The organism is candidate division WOR-3 bacterium, from assembly GCA_039803925.1.
In the GTDB taxonomy this organism is placed as follows: Bacteria; Hydrothermota; Hydrothermia; order Hydrothermales; family JAJRUZ01; genus JBCNVI01.
The window spans coordinates 44093-61417 of the sequence record JBDRZL010000003.1 but is presented as its reverse complement, the minus strand read 5'-3'; the positions used below and the strand labels follow the sequence as shown (position 1 = coordinate 61417).

General features: G+C 30.5%; 15 protein-coding genes and 1 tRNA gene. 6 read left to right on the top strand and 10 right to left on the bottom strand.

What is annotated here, in order from left to right:
* Nucleotides 1-128: 128 nt before the first annotated feature.
* Together dnaA and dnaN are read left to right on the top strand one after the other, a co-directional pair.
* A complete protein-coding gene (dnaA, locus tag ABIN17_02600; protein MEO0283945.1) occupies nt 129-1454 on the top strand; it encodes a chromosomal replication initiator protein DnaA in 1326 nt (441 codons plus the stop codon).
* Between the two features lie 157 nt (nt 1455-1611).
* Nucleotides 1612-2700 carry a DNA polymerase III subunit beta gene (gene dnaN, locus ABIN17_02595; GenBank protein ID MEO0283944.1) on the top strand — a complete coding sequence of 363 codons (1089 nt, stop codon included), beginning with the start codon at nt 1612-1614 and terminating at the stop codon, nt 2698-2700.
* Here dnaN and folP read toward each other — a convergent pair.
* The 7 genes from folP to ABIN17_02560 all read right to left on the bottom strand — a co-directional run bounded on the left by folP (nt 2680) and on the right by ABIN17_02560 (nt 9024).
* Nucleotides 2680-3522 (bottom strand): dihydropteroate synthase, encoded by an 843-nt coding sequence (gene folP / locus ABIN17_02590; protein MEO0283943.1) that lies wholly within the window; start codon nt 3520-3522, stop codon nt 2680-2682. The genes dnaN and folP overlap by 21 nt on opposite strands.
* 13 nt (nt 3523-3535) lie before the next feature.
* A tRNA-Ile gene (locus ABIN17_02585) sits at nt 3536-3608 on the bottom strand.
* Between the two features lie 44 nt (nt 3609-3652).
* Nucleotides 3653-4015, bottom strand: a complete 363-nt coding sequence (locus ABIN17_02580) for a response regulator (GenBank protein ID MEO0283942.1) — start codon at nt 4013-4015, stop codon at nt 3653-3655.
* Complete coding sequence (locus ABIN17_02575; GenBank protein ID MEO0283941.1) at nt 4015-5499, bottom strand: HD domain-containing phosphohydrolase; 1485 nt, start codon at nt 5497-5499, stop codon at nt 4015-4017. The genes ABIN17_02580 and ABIN17_02575 overlap by 1 nt, the downstream gene beginning before the upstream one ends.
* A 21-nt stretch (nt 5500-5520) precedes the next feature.
* Complete coding sequence (locus ABIN17_02570) at nt 5521-8088, bottom strand: ATP-binding protein (protein ID MEO0283940.1); 2568 nt, start codon at nt 8086-8088, stop codon at nt 5521-5523.
* Between the two features lies 1 nt (nt 8089).
* Nucleotides 8090-8338 (bottom strand): tetratricopeptide repeat protein, encoded by a 249-nt coding sequence (locus ABIN17_02565; GenBank protein MEO0283939.1) that lies wholly within the window; start codon nt 8336-8338, stop codon nt 8090-8092.
* A complete protein-coding gene (locus ABIN17_02560) occupies nt 8335-9024 on the bottom strand; it encodes a TrkA family potassium uptake protein (protein ID MEO0283938.1) in 690 nt (229 codons plus the stop codon). The genes ABIN17_02565 and ABIN17_02560 overlap by 4 nt, the downstream gene beginning before the upstream one ends.
* A 90-nt stretch (nt 9025-9114) precedes the next feature.
* Between ABIN17_02560 and ABIN17_02555 the strand changes: the two genes are divergently transcribed.
* From ABIN17_02555 to ABIN17_02540, 4 genes are all read left to right on the top strand, one after another.
* Entirely contained in the window at nt 9115-10071 is a 957-nt protein-coding gene (locus tag ABIN17_02555; protein MEO0283937.1) for an ABC transporter substrate-binding protein, read from the top strand.
* Complete coding sequence (gene purN / locus ABIN17_02550; GenBank protein MEO0283936.1) at nt 10068-10682, top strand: phosphoribosylglycinamide formyltransferase; 615 nt, start codon at nt 10068-10070, stop codon at nt 10680-10682. The genes ABIN17_02555 and purN overlap by 4 nt, the downstream gene beginning before the upstream one ends.
* A gap of 22 nt (nt 10683-10704) precedes the next feature.
* The gene (gene dnaE / locus ABIN17_02545; protein MEO0283935.1) at nt 10705-14076 is read left to right on the top strand and encodes a DNA polymerase III subunit alpha; all 3372 of its coding nucleotides are present in this window, start codon (nt 10705-10707) and stop codon (nt 14074-14076) included.
* A gap of 103 nt (nt 14077-14179) precedes the next feature.
* The gene (locus ABIN17_02540) at nt 14180-15163 is read left to right on the top strand and encodes a PstS family phosphate ABC transporter substrate-binding protein (GenBank protein MEO0283934.1); all 984 of its coding nucleotides are present in this window, start codon (nt 14180-14182) and stop codon (nt 15161-15163) included.
* 373 nt (nt 15164-15536) lie between these two features.
* On the opposite strand, the gene ruvA is transcribed toward ABIN17_02540, so the two are convergent.
* From ruvA to ABIN17_02525, 3 genes are read right to left on the bottom strand one after another with little or no spacing between them, the layout of a single operon-like run.
* A complete protein-coding gene (ruvA, locus tag ABIN17_02535) occupies nt 15537-16097 on the bottom strand; it encodes a Holliday junction branch migration protein RuvA (protein ID MEO0283933.1) in 561 nt (186 codons plus the stop codon).
* On the bottom strand, nt 16082-16516 hold the full coding sequence (locus ABIN17_02530; protein MEO0283932.1) for a crossover junction endodeoxyribonuclease RuvC: 435 nt from the start codon (nt 16514-16516) through the stop codon (nt 16082-16084). Before ABIN17_02530 ends, ruvA begins: the two co-directional genes overlap by 16 nt.
* Before the next feature lie 29 nt (nt 16517-16545).
* Nucleotides 16546-17298, bottom strand: a complete 753-nt coding sequence (locus ABIN17_02525; GenBank protein ID MEO0283931.1) for a YebC/PmpR family DNA-binding transcriptional regulator — start codon at nt 17296-17298, stop codon at nt 16546-16548.
* Between the last annotated feature and the right edge of the window lie 27 nt (nt 17299-17325).

The following is a 17325-nucleotide window of genomic DNA, read 5'->3' as shown; positions in this document are numbered from 1 at the left end:
TTGAATATTTTAATTATCTGATTGTAAGAGAGTTAGATTTTTATAAAATATAATGTGGAAATCTTTGTGGAAAAATTTAAAAATAAATTTAAAGGGGTTCAATTCCTCAAATAAAAGGGAGTAAATAAATGAAAGGTAAAACCCTGTGGGAAAAAATAGTTGAAAAATTGAAAAAGGAGCTTTCTGAACAGGAATTCAGGTTATTTGAAAAGGTAAATGGTGGAGATATTGAGGAAGATCATAAGCTCAAAATTTTCTGTCCTGATGAGTATACCAAGGACATAATAGAAAAGGCTTTTGGGGCTAAGTTAAAAAGAATACTTTCAGATCTTGATTATCCAATGATTGAGTTAGTTTTTGAAATTAAAGGGGATGGAAAAGCTGAGGAAATCAAGAATATAAAATTCAAAGATGAAGAAATCAAAAAGGAGGGAATTCATTATGGATTAAATCCAGTTTATACTTTTGAAAATTTTGTTCCAGGGAAAAATAGTGAAATGGCTTATACTACTGCCAGGGCTGTAGCTCATGCACCTGGTAAGGAGTACAACCCTTTATTTATTTATGGTGGGGTTGGTCTTGGAAAAACACATCTTCTGCACGCTATAGGTAATGATATTTTAAAAAGAAAAAAGAACTTTAAGATTTTATTAATAACAACTGAGGAGCTCATATCTAAAATTGTTGATGCAATTCAAAAAAGAAAAATGAATGAATTTAGAAGCAAAGTAAGAAGCTTTGATGTCCTTTTGATTGATGACATTCATTTTCTCTCCGGAGCTGAATTTTCCCAGGAAGCTTTATTCCATATATTTAACTCTTTTTATAATGAAAAAAAACAGGTAGTATTCACTGCAGACAGAGCACCCTGGGAAATGGATAATATAGCAGAAAGACTTGTGGACAGATTCTCCTGGGGTCTTGTAACTGATATAAAACCTCCTGAATATGAAACAAGGCTCGCTATTTTAAAACTTAAGGCTGAAGAGAAGGGGCTTGAAATTTCTGAGGATGTTTTAGAATTAATAGCAAGAAATGTAAAGAAGAATGTAAGGCTTCTTGAAAGTTGTATAGCAAAATTATACGCAATACAATCTCTTAAAAGAATAAAAATAACTCTCCCAATGGCTCAAAAATATCTAAGTGATATATTCTCTTCAGCCGCTATAAATGAGCCTGATGATGTAGTAAGAGTGGTTTCTGAATATTACAATATTCCAAAAACTGAAATAACTGGAAAGAAACAAAAAAAAGAGCTGGTTCAAGCGAGGCAGGTAAGCATGTTTATAATGAAAAATGTTTTCAATATGACTGTAGTGGAAATTGCAAAATACTTTGATAAAGACCATACAACTGTTTTACATGCAATAAACAAAATTGAATCCCAGATTCAGAAAAATGAAAAGTTAAAAGAAGATATTATGGAAATTGAAAAAATGTTGAAAAGAGTGTAGAAAAAATGTGGAAAAGTATTTTATTAATTTTTCCAATATTTTTCCACATTGAATTTTTTTTAGATACACTTAATGATTTTAAATTTCCACAATCTTAATAATATAATTATAAATATATATTTAAGGAGGTTCAAACCCTTAAAATATAAAACTAATTATGAAATTTAAAATTTTAAAGGAAGACTTTCTGAAAATGATTGAAAGTGTATATCATGCTATTCCTTCAAAGGCAGCATTGCCAATTCTTGAAAACATAAAGTTAGAAACAAAGGGAAACGAAGTTAATCTTTTTTCCACAAATTTAAACTTTTCTTTAAAAGTTAAGGGAAAGGCAGATGTTGAGGAGGAAGGAGCAATTTGTATAAAAGGAAAAGAATTAAAGGAAATAGCTTCAAGACTTAAAAATGAAAAAATTTTAATAGAAAAAAGAGATGAAAGGGAGCTTTTAATTCATACTTCCTTAGGTGAATACAGTTTTTTTATTCAGCCACCTGAAGAGTTTCCCTCAATTGAGGAGATAGATTTAAAGGAAGGGATTGAGGTCCCATCAAATTTAATATTAGAAGGTATAGAAAAAGTTTCATTCTGTGTAGCAAAGAATGATTCAAGACAATTTTTAAATAATATTTTACTGGACTTAAAGAAGAATAAACTTTCTTTTGTTTCCTCTGATTCACATAAACTCGGAGTCTATGAGATAGAAATTGAAAATAAAGGTATAGAAGGCGAATATTTACTAGATCCAAAGAGTTTTGATTTTCTTAAAGATTACAAAAATGAAACAATTAAAATATTTTTCTCTGAAACCAAAGTTCAATTTAATTTCAGTAATGGATATGAAATAGTAAATCTTGTGGATGATAAATTTCCTGATTACAGGGCAGTTGTCCCCTCAGAAACTCCTTACAGATTAAAAATCGTAAGGGAAGATTTAATAGAAAGTTTAAGGAGACTATCAGTTTTTACTACACCTCCTAATCATCCTGTACAATTTTCCCTTACGCCTGAATCATTAATTATAAGGGCAGTCTCAGGTGAGGTAGGAGAAGGATACGAAAAGTTAAAAGGTTTCTATGAAGGAGATAAAATTGAAATTGGTTTTAACTCTCATTATTTGCTTGATATTTTAAGACATATAGATGAAGATGTGGTAGAAATAGGTATTACTGGAAGTGAAAGTGCAAGTTTAATAAAGGGCATAGGCGCTAATAATTACTTTTATCTTTTAATGCCCATTAGGATTTAGTATAGATTCTAAAATTCTAAAAACTTGTTTAGTTTCAAGTACATCATGTACTCTTATTATGTTTACTTTTTTTAAAAATAAATAGGCAGTAACTGCAAGAGTACCTATTAATCTATCCTCAGGTTTTTCTAATTCAAGTATTTTCCCTATAAAGGACTTTCTTGAATGACCCACTAATATAGGAACCCCAAACTTTTTAAATTCATCTATATTTTTCAAAATTAAAAGGTTATCAATTACCCTTTTTCCGAAACCTATACCTGGATCTATAACTATTTTTTCTCTTTTAATCCCATTTTTCAAGGCAAAGTCTATTTTCTCTTTAAGTTCCTCTTTAATTTCTTTTATTGTATCCTCATAGAATGGGTTTTCCTGCATATTTTTTGGTGTCCCCCTTATATGCATTATTATTATACCTGCATCAAATTTTTTTATAACTTTAATCATTTCTGGATCATCCCTTAATCCTGAAATATCATTAACTATATTTGCTCCTCTTTTTAAAGCTTCTTCAGCCACCTTTGACTTTCTTGTATCTATTGAAATTGGAATATCTATTTTTTTTCTTAATCTTTCAATAACTGGTATCACTCTTTTTAATTCTTCTTCAAGAGAAACAGGCTCCGAGAAAGGTCTTGAAGACTCACCTCCTATATCAATTATATCTGCACCTTGCTCAAAAATTTCTTTACCCCTTTCGAGAGCTTTATCTAAATCAAAATACTTTCCACCATCATAAAAGGAATCAGGAGTTACATTCAAAATACCCATTATTTTTGGTTCTGAAAGAATTAATTCACCTTCTTTAAAAGAGAAATTCACAAAAAATAATAAATGGGCCCGGTAGGACTCGAACCTACAACCAACGGATTATGAGTCCGCTGCTCTGCCTGTTGAGCTACGGGCCCTTAATTATAAATTATAATATAAAAAATTTTTTTTTTCAATTGAGTTATTCTTTAAATATTTTTTTAATTGCTTCTCTCAGAGTCTGTACTGTAAATGGTTTAGGTAAAAAGGCATCTGCGTTTAAATTTTTAACTTTTTCTCTTGTTTCAAAAGAATCATAAGCTGTAACAACTATTGATTTTATATCAGGGTCCTGCATCTGAATTTTTGCCAAAAGTTCCAGGCCTGAAATTCCTGGTAATTTTATGTCAGTTATAATAAGATCATACTCCCCTGGAACAAATTTCTCAAGGGCTTCTTCTCCTGTTCTTGCGAGGATTACATCGTGCTCCTCTTTTAATGTCTGGGAAACAAAAAAAGATAAAGGACCCTCATCCTCCACCACAAGAATTTTTAATTTTTTCATCAAATCTCCTCCATCATTTCTATAAATTTTTCAACAAGTTCAGGTTTAAATTTGTATCCCTTTAATTCTCTTAAAAGTTTTATTGCCTCCTTTTTATCTAATTTATCTGCATAACTTCTTTCATGAGTGATTGCATCATAAACATCACATAAAGAAATAATCTGTGCACCTAATGGAATCTCATCACCCTTTAACCCATCAGGATAACCAGAACCGTCCCAGTTTTCATGGTGATATTTTATAAAGGGAAGTACAGGTTTTAAAAAGGCAATAGGCTTTAGTATATCAAGGCCTATTTGAATGTGTTCCTTCATCATTTCCATTTCTTCTCTTGTTAAAGTGCCAGGTTTATCAAGTAAATATTCCCTTATTCCAATTTTACCAACATCATGAAGAAGTGCTGCATATCTTATATTTTTAATATCTTCTTCGTTTAAATTTAAATTTTTAGCAAATTTAACAGCAAGCTCAGATACTCTCTGTGAATGACCTCTTAAGGAAGGATCCTTTGCCTCTGTTGCTTTAACAAGAGCCATAAGGGATTCTATATAGCTTCTTTCAAGTTTTTTAAAGAGAAAGGCATTTTGAATTGAGACTGAAACATGATTCGCATAAATTGATAGTTCTTCTTTTAACTCTGATAAACTCTCTTCCATCCTGTTACCGATCATTAAAGCACCAATAACCCCTTCATTTGTTTCAAGGGGAATCATCATTATTTCTCTTATATCCCCTTCCTTATATTTAATTATGAAACTTTCCTTTTCTGTTTCAAGGTTAAGTTTATCATCCCTTTTAATTAAATTATCAAAACCATAAACTTCTTTAACAAAAAAGTAAGAGTTTTCTTTTAAAAGAAAGGCACAGTCTTTTTTACCTGCTATTTCCATTGCTCCTTCAATTATAAGGGGTATAAGTTTTTCAAGGTAAAGTTCGGATTGAAGTTTCTCACTTAAGTGGTGCAGAATTGATAACTTATTAATTTTTTCTTCCAGTTTTTTATCAACTTCTGCTTTTTGAGCTTTTAATTTTTCATTTGCAATTGAAAGTTCCTTGTTTAACCTAGTTAATTCATTAAGAAGTCTTTTATTTTCTTCCTGTAATTTTCTTTTTCCCAGTGCATTTTTAATAACATTTTTTAAGGTTTCAACTTTAAAGGGTTTTATTAAATAATCATAAGCACCAGCCTTTAAGGCTTCAATTGAACTTTCAAGAGATGCATAAGCAGTCATCATAATTACCTGAATATCAGGATCAAGAGCCTTTGCTGCCTTTAAAATTTCAATTCCCGTTGTATCAGGTAGTCTTATATCCTGTAATATAAGATGAGGTAAAAACCCCTCAATTATTTTTAGAGCATCAGAGCCATTATAGGCTACTCTCACCTCATAATCAAGATTATCCTGTGTAATGTTTTTTACAATAAAATTAGCCAGTGTCTCTTCATCATCTACCACAAGTATTCTCCATTTTTCTTCTTTCATACAATATATATTTTAAAGTTTTTATTTAGGTAATTCAATTAAGAATTTGGTTCCTTTTCCTTTTTCGCTTTCTACATATATTTTCGCTCCGTGATCCTCAATAATTCTGTGGACTATTGCAAGCCCCAAACCGGATCCTCCCTTTTTTGTTGTATAAAAGGGTTCAAATATATGGGCAAGTTCAGAGGGTTCAATTCCCACACCTGTATCTTCTATACTTATAAATATTATACCTCCTGTTTTTTCACCTGCCTGTAAGGTAAGTTTTCCTCCTTCTGGCATTGCTTCTAATGCGTTTCTTATTAAATTTTCCAATACTTCCTTCATCTGGTCTTCATCAATATAGGCTATAAGCTCGTATTTGGGTAAACTGAGATAAAAATCAACTTTTTTCTCTCTGAATTCCTGACTGTAAAAAATTACGATTTCTTCAATCATTTCTTTTATATTTATCCTTTTCCTTTTAAGAGGGGGTCTCCTTGCAAAGGATAATAGGTTTTTAATCAATCTATCAAGCCTTGAAATTTCCTTTAATATAACTCCAAGATGTTTTTTCTTTGGATCATCATCCTGTAAACTGGAATATATATACTCAATACCAACTGATATACTTGCAAGTGGATTTTTAATCTCATGTGCCATGTGAGCTGCAATCCTTCCAATTGCTGAGAGTCTTTCAGTTCTTCTTAACTGTTCTTCAAGTGCAACCACTTCTTTTATATCTTCAATCATAAGTATAAAACCCTTTATTCTTTCTTTTTCATAAATGAAAGTTGAAGAAAGGGAAAGAGGAATTTTTTCTTCACCTCTTTTTATTTCTACATTTTTCTTTATAAGGGGGATTCTCTCCTCAATACTTCTTCTAAAAATACAATTTGAACCTCCTGGTTCGTGTTCTTCAAATATCCTACAAAGAATGCTTCCCTTTATTTCCTCCTCTTTTAACTTTAAAGTATAAATTGCAGCAAAATTCACCCTCTTAACATAAAGGTCTCTATCTGCATAAATTATACCAACTGGAATATTTTTTAAAATTATATCTATAAATTCTTCTTCTCCTTTTAAAATAGATAATTCCTTTTTGTATTCATCTATAGCCTTTCTATAAGCCAAAAAACTCGAAATCAATTTTGATATTCTTTCAAAAATTTCAATATCTTCCTTTGAAAAACCATCAATCTTAGGTGAAGAAATTACCATCACTCCAATTGCTTCTTTATCAACAATTAAGGGCAAAACAACCTCTGATTTAACAAGGGGTGATGCTGGAATATACCTTATATCTTTTGAAACATCAGGTGCGTAAATAATCTCCTTTCTCTGAACAGCATGTCCTGAAAGTCCCTCAACACCTATTTTTAGTCTCCTCTTTGAGAGCTCCTCAAAATCCTCATAACCAATTCCAACTTTCATTCTTAAATAATCCTCTTCTTCCCTTAAAAGAAAACCAACATATAAAATGTCTAATTCATCTTTTATTATATAACCTACATTGTATAAGAGATCTTCAATATTTTGATGATAAGGCACTATATCTATTATTCGCATCAATACCCTGTTAAGTTTATTTAAATTTTCAGTTTTTTTCTTTAAATTTAAAATATCTAATATATGGGATAGAAATACCGGATTTATATAACTTTTTTCTCCTTTGAAAGAAACAAGGTATTCAGCTTGAGAGGTTTTTAATTCAAAGATATTAAAATCTTTTTTTTCTTTAAATTCTGTTCTATCCTCAAGGGACTTATATTTTTCTTCCTCTTTTATAAAAACTTTTGTTTCATAAACATTAAATCTTTCACTAAGGTAACTTTTGAAAAACTTTAAGGATTCATTAAAGTTTAAAGAGATAATTTTTTCAAAAAAGTCTGATGAAAATAAGAGTTTTTCTTCATACCACTCCTCTGATAGATTAACGATTGAATTTAAAAATTCCTTTTCCTCTTCATTTAAAAATTCTTTATCTACAAAAAGTATTGTTTTACTTTTTGAAAAGGAAAATAACTTTTTTTCCTCATAAATAATACTTTCTCCGTGAGTTTCAAAAGGGGGAATTATTTCTTGAATTTTCTCCTCATCTAATTTTTCTAAAGTTCCAATTTTTATATTAAAATTTTTAGTTTTAAAATAGATTCCATTTAAATTTAAAAGATAGGATAGTTCTTTTAAAGAATTTTCAATATTCTCCCTTATTTGAGCTTCTAAGGACCTATGGAAATTGAAGAGAAAGTTCAGTTTAAATATTTCATTTTTGGCATCTTCAAAAAGTCTATAATTTTTTATAAAAATAGATGTTGTATAGAGTATTTTCTTTATTTCCCCTATTTTTACATCTTCTTTTAAAGAAAAAGAAATTATTGTGTATATTTTCTCATTGTCATGAAGAGGAATATAAATATTTCCATTTTTTATAACTTCCTCTTTATCAAACAATAATTTTTTCAATTCCTTTACTTCAAGAAAACCTTTTATTTTTTCTGGTTCAATAAGATTTATTTCAGAATTAATTTTTTCTTCAAGAAAATTTTTCAAGTTTTTAATTACTTCTGCTATACCTTTTGATTCATTTAATAAATCAATTAATTCCATTTCAATCCTCCATCAATTTTTGAAGTCTTTCCTTTGCTTCCTTATGCTCAGGTATAATTTCTAAAAGTTTTTTATAAAGGTTTATAGCTTCTTCGTTTTCGTTGAGAATATCCATTAAAAGTGCAAGATGGTATATTATATCTGGATCAGATGGATTCTCTTTGTATAGTTTTTCAAGAATTTCTCTTGCTTCTTTATAATTTTGCGAGAGCATTAAAAGCTTTGCTTGATCAAAAAGATCTTCTTTCATTTTGAAAATAGATCTTCAACCTTTTTTCTTTCACCTAAAACAAAAAGCACATCACCTTCCTTTATCTCCTCATCCCCTCCTGGACCTATTATAAGTTCCTCCTTTAAGACAGTTTTCCCCTTTTCATTAACCTCTGGAACTTTTCTTTTTATTGCCACTATATTTACACCATATTTTGTTCGAAATTCTAGCTCAGAGAGTTTTTTCCCTGAAAATTCAGAAAGTGAAGCTCTTTCTTCAAGAACATAGCTGTCGGAAACTTCTATAATTTCAAATAAACCCGGTGAATAAAGGTTCTTAGCAAGTTTTTCAGCTATTTCCTTTTCAGGGAATATTATTTTTGTAACACCTAATTTATCAAGAATTTTTGCATGCAGTTCATCCCTTGCTCTTGCTATTATTCTTTTTACTCCCATTTCCTTTAATAAGAGGCATGTTAAAATGCTTGCTTCAATTTCATTATTAATTGTAACAATAATTGCTTCAAAATCTTTTATATCAAGTGTGGCAAGTGCTTTTTCATTTGTTGTATCCATTATGTAAGTTTCAAAAGCAAAATCCTGAATAGAAAGAATTTTTTCCTCTTCCTTATCAACAGCTACAACCTTTGCACCAAGTTCTGAGAGATTTTGAACAAGAAGTTTTCCAAACCTTCCAATACCAATTACGCAAAATTCTTTCTTCATTTAAAAATAATTATAAAGAACTTGATAATTAACTTCAAAATAATTTAAAATCAAAAAAATAGGTTCTATTCCTTTAAGAAAATCCCTAATATGAAAAAACTATTTTATATTTTAAACATTGTGCTTGTTCTAATTCTGATTTACATAATACAGTATCCTAAAATACAACAGGGTAAAATTGTTAAAACAAAAATTGCCTTTTACCCTTCTCCTGCTAGTTTTCCGGTTTTTGTTGCAAAGGAAAAAGGATTTTTTGAAAAGGAAAAAGTGGATGCTGAAATTATAAAGACTTCTTTACCGGAAGTTATAGATGAATTAAAAAGGGGTAAGGTGGATATAGTTGTAGGTTATTCGCCAATTGATTTCTTTATAAGGCAAAAGGAGGAGATTGAAAACTATAAAATCATTTCGGATGTTGAGGATAATGAAGATTTTGTATATGCTTCCCTTTTTGGTTTTGGAAAATTGAAGGAAATTAAGGACATAAAGAATTCTTTATTTTATTATCCTTCACAGAGAATGGAGGGAAAGTTTATTGGGAAAAAACTTTCTGAAAACTTTGGTTTAAATATTTCCAATATCTTTGAATATCAAACAGTTTTTCCTCAGATTATAGAGGGTTTAGCTCTTGTTTACGAACCTTACAGGTTATTTTTCCTGAAAAGAAATGTAAAAGTTTTAATTGATGATGTTTTCAAGGAATTTTTTGGGGAGGGTTCAGTTATTGGAAGTGTTTTGTGTTCAAAGGTAACCCTTGCGTATAACAGGAGAGCATATGAGAGATTTAAAGTAATATGGGATGAATCTGTTGATTACATAAAAAATAATCCTGACGAGGCAAAGAATTTATATATTGCTTACTGTGTTCAATATCTTGATGCTGATTTCCTTAAAGAAGATTTAGAAAACTATGAATTAAAACTTCCAAGATATAAAAAAACTGAAGAAGTTAGTGATTTAAATTATTTAACTATTGTAAGAATTTTAAAAAATTCAGGATTTATTTTTACTGAGCCAGATTTAGCAAATCTTTTTGAGGTAAAATGAAGCTTTTAAAAATAGGAGCCCTTGCTTCAGGTAGGGGTTCCAATGTAGAGGCTATTTTGAAAAATATTAAAACTGGTTATCTTCCCTGTGAAATGAAAATATTAATTTCTGATAATCCGGATGCACCTGTATTAAAAATTGCAAGAGAATACGGTGTAAAGGCTTTGTATGTTTATCCGGGAGAAAGAAAACATACCCTTGACCCAGAGAAGGAAGAAGAGTATGCAAGGATTCTGAAAGAAGAAGGTGTTGAACTTTTAATTCTTGCAGGATTTATGAGGATTTTAAAAGGAGCACTTTTAAGGGAGTTTAGAAATAGAATAATGAATATACATCCTTCCCTTCTTCCTGCTTTTAAAGGGTTAAATGCTCAAAAAAAGGCCTTAGAGTATGGAGTAAAGGTTGCAGGATGCACTGTTCATTTTGTGGATGAGACAGTTGATGGGGGTCCGATTATACTCCAGAGATGTGTTCCTGTGCTTGAAGATGATACACCTGAAGCCCTTGCTGAGAGAATCCTTAAGGAAGAACATAAGATTTATTCTGAAGCAATTAAGCTTTATGCAGAGGGAAGGTTGAAGATAGAGGGTAGAAGAGTTAAAATATTATAAAATATAAAAAAAGCTAAAAATAATGAGCGATTTTGTTCATTTACATCTTCATACGGAGTATTCCCTTCTTGACGGGATAATTCCCATTGATAAGCTTCTTGATAAGTGTGTTGTAGAGAAGATGCCTGCCTGTGCCATAACAGACCATGGTGCTTTATTTGGTGTTATAGAGTTTTACAAAAAAGCTAAAGAAAGGGGCATAAAACCAATAATCGGGGCTGAGCTTTATATAGCAAAATCACGAAAGGAAAAGGTGGTTTCAGGAGGTTATGATCCTTATAATCACATAACCTTAATTGCCAAAAATTTAAAGGGATATAAGAATTTAATGAAACTATCTTCAATAGGATATCTTGAAGGATTTTATTATAAGCCAAGAATTGATAGGGAAGTTCTTAAAGATAATTCTGAAGGACTTTTCTTTCTGACAGGTTGTATTAAAGGAGAACTACCACAGCTAATATTACAGGGTAAGATAAAAGAGGCAGAAGATCTTCTAAAAATATACATGGAAATATTCGGAAAAGAAAATTGTATTATTGAACTTATGGATCTAAATATGGAAGAAAACATAATTGTAAATAAGGTCCTTTACGAATTTGCCAAAAAATATGACCTCTTGTATATAGCTACAAATGATGTTCATTATCTTGATAAAGAAGATTATGAATTTCATGAAGCAATTCTTGCACTTCAAACAGGGAAGACATTGAAGGATAAGGAAAGATTCAGATTTAAAACAAAGGAAGTTTATTTTAAAAGTGAAAAGGAAATGAAGCAAATTTTCAGTTATGATGAAAGGGCAGTTTTAAATACAAGAAAAGTAGAAGAAATGGTTGATATTGATTTGAAGCTCAACGAAAATTTTTATCTACCAAAAATTGAAATACCACATCAGTTTGATAGTAATTTTGAATATTTAAAATATTTAAGTTATAAAGGGCTTGAAGAAATTTTTAAGGGTGATATAAAAAAGAAGTATATTGAAAGGTTAGAAAAGGAACTTTCAATAATACAAAAATTAAACTTTGAAGGTTATTTCCTGATCATAAAGGACATAGTTGATTTCGCAAAAAGGGAAGGAATACCTGTTGGTCCTGGCAGGGGTTCAGCAGTTTCTTCACTTGTTCTTTATTCACTTGGTGTTACGAGGATTGATCCATTAAAATATGATCTTCTTTTTGAGAGATTTTTAAACCCTGAAAGAATATCTCCGCCTGATGTGGATATAGATTTTGGTGATGAAAGGAGAGATGAAGTCTTATCCTATATAAGAAAAAAATACGGAGAAAGAAATGTATCCCAGATTATAACTTTCGGGAGAATGAAGGCAAGACAGGCAATAAGGGATATGGGTAGAGTATTAGGTTATGAATATTCCTTTGTTGATAAACTTGCAAGAGAATGTATTGAGGGAACTTTAGAAGAATCATATTCGGAAAATCCGGTTTTTAAGAAACTTGTTGATGAGAATGAAGATTACAGGAAGATATATGAGTATGCAAAAAAAGCAGAGGGACTTGCAAGACATGCATCAGTTCATGCAGCAGGAGTTGTTGTTGCACCATCTGAAATAACTGATTATGTGCCTCTTTATATGGATTCAAAAGGAACCATCTGTTCCCAGTATGAAATGAATTCTCTTGAAGCTGTTGGACTTTTAAAAATAGATATATTAGGCTTGAGAACTTTAACTGTAATTGAAGATACATGTAAGCTTTTAAAAGATAAAGGGATTGAGATAGATCCTTACAATTTGCCTCTTGATGATAAAAAAACTTTTGAAATTCTATCAAAAGGTAAAACTCAGGGAGTTTTTCAGCTGGAATCAAGGGGGATGAGGGAACTTCTTAAAAGATTAAAACCAGATGAATTTAAGGATTTAATTGCAATTCTTTCACTTTATAGACCCGGACCAATTGAGGCAGGAGCAACTGAAGAATATGTAAGGAGGAAAAAAGGACTTGTTCCTTTGAGTTATCCCCATGAAAAACTTGAGAAAATTTTAAAGGAGACCTTTGGTCTCATTGTATATCAGGAACAAGTTATGCTTATAGCCCATGAGCTTGCAGGTTTTTCCTTTGCTAAAGCTGATATTTTAAGAAAGGCTATGGGTAAGAAGAAGGAAGAGCTAATGAGTGAAAGTATAATGAGGGAATTTGTAAGTGGTATGGTAGAAAGAGGTATTCCTGAAGATATGGCAAAGGATATTGTTTTAAAAATACATTCCTTTGCAAAGTATGCTTTTAATAAGTCTCATTCTACAGGTTATGCACTTCTTTCTTATATAACAGCATACCTCAAGGCAAATTATAAAACAGAATTTTATGCCTCTGTTTTAAACAGTGAAATAAATAAAATTGAGAAAGTTTCTTACTTTGTTCAAACCGCAAAGAGGGATGGTATAGAAATATTACCTGTCTGTATTTTAAATTCTGATAAATTCTTTAAAGTTCAGGGGGAAAATAAATTAAGATACGGGCTTTTAGGGATTAAAAATGTAGGAGTTAATGCCTGTGAGCATATTATAGAATTAAGACGACAAAAACCATTTACCTCTTTTGAGGATTTTGTTAGAAGGGCTTCTTCAAAAAAGGTTACCAAAAAAGTTATAGAAGCATTGATTAAAGCTGGTGCTTTTGATATTTTTGATCCAGATAGAGAAAAATTGATGAATATTTTTGAAAATAAACTTGTTAAAAAATCAGTTCCCTCACTTTTTACAAATAAAGTGGAGGAAATTCAGGAAGAGAAAGATGTTATAAGAGTTATGGAGTGGGAAAAGGAGGTTTTAAACATGTATTTTAAAAACCACCCTCTTGAACCCTATTCAGAATTTGCAGAGATTCTTTCAACCCACTCATCAATTGATATACAGGAAGAGGAGGAGATAGAACTTAGAAATGTAAGAATGTGTGGGGTTTTGAGCAAAGTGGAGTCAAAAATTAATATTGATGGGAAAAGAAATTATTATATTCTGCATCTTGAGGATTTTGAAGGTTCTTTTCAAGTTGTTATATTTGATGAATTGAAGAATAAAATTGAAAAATACCTTGATAAACTTGCTCCTTTTTATGTTGAAGGAGATGTTGTTAAGGGTTCTTCAAAAATATTTGCAAGAGAAATTATGCCTTTAAAGGAAGCAATTTCTAAAAAATTGAAGGGAATACTAATAAAATTAAATTTAAAAGAACTTGATGAAGAAAAAATTAAAAGGTTAAAGGAAATAGTAAATAAATTTAAGGGAAAATTTGATCTTTATTTATCTCTTGATACAGGAGAGAAAAGGAGAATTTATAAGTCAATGGTTTTTAAAGTTTCTTTTAAGGAAGAGTTTTTTGATGAAATTAATGAACTATTTGGGGAAAATAGGATTGAGAGTCTTGTTGAATGAATTTTTTAAATTAACAGTTTTTTAACCTAAATTTAATGATTTTTTAATATTTCCCTTTTATCTTATAAATAAGGTTCAAATCCAAAAACAAAAAGGAGTTTATATGAAACACTTTATAAAAAATTCATTAATAATAGCTTTATGTGCAAAAGCTCTAATCTCTCAAAAGATAGTTCGTGTAGATGGTTCCTCAACAGTATTTCCTATAACAGAAGCTGTAGCAGAGGAATTTCAGAAAGTTTATAAGGATATAAAGGTGGTTGTGGGAATTTCAGGAACAGGTGGTGGTTTTAAAAAATTTTTAAGGAATGAAACAGATATAAATAATGCTTCAAGACCAATAAAGGAAATTGAATATGAAATTGCAAAAAAAAGTGGTATAGAGTTTATTGAATTACCAATTGCCTACGATGGACTTACAGTTGTTGTTAATCCTTCAAACAATTTCTGCAACGAACTTAAAGTAAGTGAACTTAAAAAACTCTGGGAACCTGCTGCTCAGGACAAAATAAAAATGTGGTCACAAATAAGAGAGAGTTTTCCTAAAAAGGAAATTCACCTTTATGGTCCTGGTGTGGATTCAGGTACATACGATTATTTTACAGAGGCTGTTGTTGGAAAAGAAGGTGCTTCAAGGGGTGATTATGTTGCTTCTGAGGATGATAATGTTTTAGTTCAAGGTGTTGCAAGTGATCCCCTTGCTCTTGGGTTCTTCGGTTATGCTTATTACGAGCAGAATAAAGATAGACTGAAGGCAGTGGCTATTGATCCTGAAGATGGTAGAGGTCCTGTTTATCCCACAATTGAAAATATAAGAAGAGGTAAATACTTTCCCCTTTCAAGGCCTATTTTTATATATGTAAATGTAAAATCACTTGAAAGGGAAGAGGTTAAAAAGTTTGTTGAGTTTTATATTAAAAATGCAAAGAAACTTGTATCCGAAGTTGGCTATATCCCCCTTTCTGATGAAGCCTATGAACTTGTTTTAAAAAGATTTAAAAACAGAGTAAAAGGAACAGTATTTGGGGGAGAAGGTTCAAAAGGGGGTATAAGTTTAGATGAACTCCTTAAAAGAGAAATAAGATAAATTAAGAATATTTCTTTCATTTAAAGAGAATTCAATTCCTGTGCTTTTAAAAAGTTCTTTTTTTTCCACCAAGAGACATTCCCCATAACCTGATTGCACTGAGCAAAGCAATCCCATAATCTATGTAATAAAACGGGTATAGGAATATATGAAGCTGTTTGTACCAGGTTACATTGCCATTAAATCAAGACTTTTATTTTTATATAGAATTTCAATAACTTCCTTTTTAATAAGTTTTTCTTCATCCTTAAATAATTTTATTTCATCCCTTATATTCATCTGTATCTTCTGGTTTGTAATCAAATCTTAAATAATTTTGTAGAATTCCTTCAAAAGGCTTTCTAAGTCTTCTTTATTTTTTATTTCTCCTTTATCATTCTCCCTTTAAAATTTCCTGGATTAAGTCTTCTGTTTTTTCAAATTTTTTCTCCTTTAATTTTTTCAATACGAGTTCTTTTGCTTCACTTCTTTTTAGACCGAGTTTTGTTAGTGCAGAGATTGCTTCTTCTATATTAATTCCTTCTTTAATCCCCTCAAAGATATAGTCTTTAAATTCAAGTAAAATTAAACTTGCTCTTTTTTTCCCAACACCTTTTATTTTAGAAATCATTTTTTCCTCATTCCTCTTTATTATTTCAAGAAATTCATCCCAATCATAATGGGAAAGAATCTGAAGAGCAACTTTTGAACCTATCCCTGTTATTGATATAAGTTTTTCAAAAAGATTTTTTTCCCTCTCATCTAAAAATCCAAAGAGTTCAATTTTTTCTTCTGAAATTATTGGTAAAATATAAAGAGAAACTTCACTTCCTTCCTGAGGTAATTTCTCCATTACTTTAAGTGGAGTTGTTATTCCATATTCGATACCTCCTGCTTCAATGGCACAGAAAAAACTTCTTTTAAGGGTAAGTTTACCTTTTATTCTGTAATACATCTTGATAGAGCAAAATAAGCAAGGGAAAGGGCATCAACTTCATGTTCTGAAATTTTTTCTTTAAAATTTCCCTTGAGAAGGTTTTTTATCATAAATTCAACCTGATAATTTTTCGCTCTTCCAGAACCTGTTATTGCCTTTTTCCAGTTTGAAGATAAAGTTTCAATATATCTTAATTTATTTTTTTCAAGTAAATAAATTATTACACCTTTGTATTCTCCCAGTTTTATTGCATCTCTTGGATTAATTTTTGTAAATACCTTTTCAATAGCAGTTAATTCTGGTTTATATTTTTTCAAAATTTTTTCGATTTCTTCTCCCAATTTTACAATTTTTTCAGAATTAATTTTATTGAAATCTATTATATTTTTATATTCATCAATAATTGCTACTCCTGTATATTTAAGACCTGGATCAATCCCTATAAAGTATTTTTTTCTTTTTTCCCTTATGCTGTTCCTACAAGTTTTGAAAATTCTTCTTCAGACATTTCAAAATTGGCAACCACCTCTTGAATATCATCGTGTTCTTCGAGGGAGTTTAAAAGACCCATAAGTTTTTCTGCATCTTTTCCCTGAACTTTTACCTGGTTTTTCGGTATTAGCCTCACCTCTCCTTCAGTTTCTATTCCCTTTTCATTAAGAATCTTTTTTACATTTAAAAATTCTGAAGGTGATGTGTATACTTCAAAATATTCTTCTTCTGTTTTCACATCCTCTGCTCCTGCTTCAAGGGCAATTTCAATAAGTTTTTCCTCATCTATATTTTCTTTTTTAATCCGTATAATTCCTTTTTCTTCAAATTGCCACTTTACACTTCCTGTTATTCCAAGGTTTCCTCCATATTTTGTGAAAAGATGCCTTATTTCTGAAGTAGTTCTATTTTTATTATCAGTGGTTGCTTTTATGAATATAGCAACACCGCCCGGACCGTAACCTTCATAATACACTTCCTCATATTTTACGCCTTCTATTTCACCTGTTCCTCTTTTTATTGCCTTTTCTATATTATCCCAGGGCATGTTGTGTTCTCTTGCTTTTTCAATAGCAAGTCTGAGCCTTGGATTATTTTCAGGATCCCCTCCACCAAGTTTTGCAGCAACCTGTATTTCCCTTATTAATTTATTAAAAATTTTCCCTCTTTGAGCATCAACTTTTGCTTTTTTATGTTTTATCTGTGCCCATTTAGAGTGTCCAGCCATATATTCCTCCCTTAAAAATAATTTTAA

Excerpts from the sequence above, each read along its gene's own strand:
- dnaA (MEO0283945.1), top strand. The coding sequence starts at position 129 with ATGAAAGGTAAAACCCTGTGGGAAAAAATAGTTGAAAAATTGAAAAAG.
- ABIN17_02525 (MEO0283931.1), bottom strand. The coding sequence starts at position 17,298 with ATGGCTGGACACTCTAAATGGGCACAGATAAAACATAAAAAAGCAAAA.
- ruvA (MEO0283933.1), bottom strand. The coding sequence starts at position 16,097 with ATGTATTACAGAATAAAAGGTAAACTTACCCTTAAAAGAAGTTTTTTC.
- ABIN17_02575 (MEO0283941.1), bottom strand. The coding sequence starts at position 5,499 with ATGAAAGAAGAAAAATGGAGAATACTTGTGGTAGATGATGAAGAGACA.
- ABIN17_02570 (MEO0283940.1), bottom strand. The coding sequence starts at position 8,088 with ATGGAATTAATTGATTTATTAAATGAATCAAAAGGTATAGCAGAAGTA.
- dnaN (MEO0283944.1), top strand. The coding sequence starts at position 1,612 with ATGAAATTTAAAATTTTAAAGGAAGACTTTCTGAAAATGATTGAAAGT.
- ABIN17_02560 (MEO0283938.1), bottom strand. The coding sequence starts at position 9,024 with ATGAAGAAAGAATTTTGCGTAATTGGTATTGGAAGGTTTGGAAAACTT.
- ABIN17_02555 (MEO0283937.1), top strand. The coding sequence starts at position 9,115 with ATGAAAAAACTATTTTATATTTTAAACATTGTGCTTGTTCTAATTCTG.
- ABIN17_02540 (MEO0283934.1), top strand. The coding sequence starts at position 14,180 with ATGAAACACTTTATAAAAAATTCATTAATAATAGCTTTATGTGCAAAA.
- ABIN17_02565 (MEO0283939.1), bottom strand. The coding sequence starts at position 8,338 with ATGAAAGAAGATCTTTTTGATCAAGCAAAGCTTTTAATGCTCTCGCAA.
- ABIN17_02580 (MEO0283942.1), bottom strand. The coding sequence starts at position 4,015 with ATGAAAAAATTAAAAATTCTTGTGGTGGAGGATGAGGGTCCTTTATCT.
- purN (MEO0283936.1), top strand. The coding sequence starts at position 10,068 with ATGAAGCTTTTAAAAATAGGAGCCCTTGCTTCAGGTAGGGGTTCCAAT.
- dnaE (MEO0283935.1), top strand. The coding sequence starts at position 10,705 with ATGAGCGATTTTGTTCATTTACATCTTCATACGGAGTATTCCCTTCTT.